The 2,400-nt window shown below is 32.7% G+C and carries 4 protein-coding genes; 2 read left to right on the top strand and 2 right to left on the bottom strand.

What is annotated here, in order from left to right; all coding sequences use genetic code 11:
• Nucleotides 1–132 precede the first annotated feature (132 nt).
• Both E1171_RS02740 and E1171_RS02735 read left to right on the top strand, forming a co-directional pair.
• The gene (locus tag E1171_RS02740; protein WP_155203844.1) at nt 133–291 is read left to right on the top strand and encodes a recombinase family protein; all 159 of its coding nucleotides are present in this window, start codon (nt 133–135) and stop codon (nt 289–291) included.
• Nucleotides 292–371: 80 nt separating this feature from the next.
• Nucleotides 372–605 (top strand): hypothetical protein, encoded by a 234-nt coding sequence (locus tag E1171_RS02735; protein WP_155203841.1) that lies wholly within the window; start codon nt 372–374, stop codon nt 603–605.
• Between the two features lie 40 nt (nt 606–645).
• Here E1171_RS02735 and E1171_RS02730 read toward each other — a convergent pair whose 3' ends face one another.
• Both E1171_RS02730 and E1171_RS02725 read right to left on the bottom strand, forming a co-directional pair.
• Nucleotides 646–1,137: an RNA polymerase sigma factor gene (locus E1171_RS02730; protein WP_155203839.1), complete on the bottom strand. Its 492-nt coding sequence runs from the start codon at nt 1,135–1,137 to the stop codon at nt 646–648.
• Between the two features lie 613 nt (nt 1,138–1,750).
• The gene (locus E1171_RS02725; protein WP_155203837.1) at nt 1,751–2,332 is read right to left on the bottom strand and encodes a hypothetical protein; all 582 of its coding nucleotides are present in this window, start codon (nt 2,330–2,332) and stop codon (nt 1,751–1,753) included.
• Nucleotides 2,333–2,400 lie beyond the last annotated feature (68 nt).

Raw genomic sequence — 2,400 nt, 5'->3', positions numbered from 1 at the left:
TTTTTTTTAGAATGAACATTCATTCAGATTTATTAAAATAAAAAAGATTCCAAAAATCCTAACAAGTGCTCTCACCATTTTGAACTGGTAAGGAAGAAACCCCAGAATGAGATAAAACCTTTTTTTTGACTATTGAGCACACAAACAATCAAGAAACAATGGTGCTCCAAAATGATGGACTTCATCGATCACGGAGGAGTTGATACCGTCTTTGTTAGTGAGGTTTCCAGACTGGGAAGGAAGGTAGTAGATGTCTTAAATACAGTAGAAGAAATCATATCAAAAAATTAAGCTTAATACTTTAAATGATAATGGAAAAACGGAATCCTATTGCTTTCATGATGCTGTAAGTTCTATCCATTGGTGCAGAAATGGGGTTTAATCAACAAAAAGAAAGAAGAGCACAAGGAATTGTTTTGGTAACGTTAAAAGAAATCTACAAAGGACGAACCAAAGCTTCTTCAATGGGAAGGGAAGAGTTATTAAAAAAACATGCAGGTGAAATAAAGTATTTTAAGAAAGGAAATTCCTTAAAAGATACCACCCTTTTAGTCAAAAAAGGAATTTCCTCTATTCAAAGAGTAAAGAAAGCTTGGGAGTCCTAATCTTTAGTGTATATAAAATCACCTGCATGAAATGTAATCTCTACGAATGCTCTTTAGTCCTCAATTTAATTTTTAATTCCTTACGAGCAAGATGTATCCGATTTTTCACCGTTCCAATAGGGATTTGCAATTGTTCCGCAATTTCATGGTACTTGAACCCATGAAAGTGCAACATAAAAGGCACTCTTTGCACTTCACTCAATTGATTTATAACATTTTGAATATCGTTAACTGCAAATGAAATGAAAACAATATTTTCTGTTGAAGAAGCACCTATATTAAGGTTTTGAAGATTCTTGGTTCTTCTTATCATCCGACGATAATTTGAAATAAAAATATTCTTCATGATGGTGTATAGCCAAATCTTTAAATTTGTCCCTTCAGAAAACTTTTCCCTATTTTTATAGGCTTTTAAGACCGTTTCTTGCATTAAATCTTTTGCTTCATCAATATCATTTGTCAATTTCAAAGCAAAGGGTTTTAGGGACTTTGTTGTCTTTTCCAATTGATGACCAAATTCTATTGTTGCCATTGTATCTTTTTGACTTTTGATAGAATAAAAATACAAAATTTCAATATTTTAAAATGTGTATTTTCATATTATTTATTACAAATATCCAATTTCTAATATTGGATATTTGTAATAAATAATATATTGATTCCAGCCTATCATTTTGAATAATCAAACCAACTTTGTATAGTTTTTCTTTCAAAAATTTTATTGAAGAATTATTCCCTCATTACAATTGTTTGCCTTACAATATAAAAATCTACAGTTAAAACAAAATTGGCACTGATTATTATTTAACTCGAGGTTCCCAATTTGGGATTCTGGGTAATTCCATCTAAATAATCATCATATTAAGAATTCCCAATTGAGCACACAAGATGAAGGGGTAAAAGAACTTTTTCCTTTTCTATCCTTAAAAAAGAAGCCTTTACTAATATTTCTGTTTTAAATTTTACGAAAATACTAAAGATATATGGGAATCTTAAAGGATGTGAATTTCGAGGGAATTCGAATGCTGGAGTGGATGTTGTTTATCAGGTGTATAGGAGTCAAAAATAGGAGGGATGGGAAGTATGGGGTGCAACTTGAAAAGGACCACTTTGAGGGTAGTCTATATGGATATATAGTTCAAATTTTAGACAGGATCATCAGGACCGGGTTCAGTTCTTCCTACAATACTTTTCCAATTTGAAGTACCGCTTTGGTAAACACCTCTTACCTTAATACAAAATGTTGTTCTCAAAGTTCCTTGTGCTCCAACAGTAATATTCCTTCCATCAGAAGATAAACTTCTAATACTGGAGTTTATTTGCAATTCATATTTAATAAAGTCAGAACATTTTTCATCTATATTTAACTCTAACTTTAGGGTATATGCAACAGGGGTCAAGTCCATAAACACAACATTCCAATTAGTTACATCTATTCCAGGAGTAGGTGGGGTACAGGAAGGTACACATTTACTAATGTTAAACAGGTTGGTACTTCTATGTCCATTAGAAGTAACCGAAACCATTAGTTGCCCCCCATTAAAATTACTTAGAAAATTAAATGTCACAGAACTACCAGTGCTTGGCCCTGAAATCACCATATTCCCTCCAGTAATAGACCATTGTTGGCTTGGATTAGAAAGATCTGTGTTGTAGGAATACGTCCCAGAAGTGGATGGACATTCCGAGCTTGAACCAGTAATTTCAGCAAAAGATAATACTCCCAAGTTTTCCCCAACTTAAGAATTTTGGGAGTTAATTGCCACAATAAGGTCTTCCTGAGCACAAAAAAGCC

This window comes from Xanthovirga aplysinae, from assembly GCF_009711365.1.
GTDB classification, from domain to species: Bacteria; Bacteroidota; Bacteroidia; order Cytophagales; family Cyclobacteriaceae; genus Xanthovirga; species Xanthovirga aplysinae.
The sequence above is the reverse complement of the archived record's forward strand: the minus strand, read 5'-3'. Positions and strand labels throughout refer to the sequence as shown.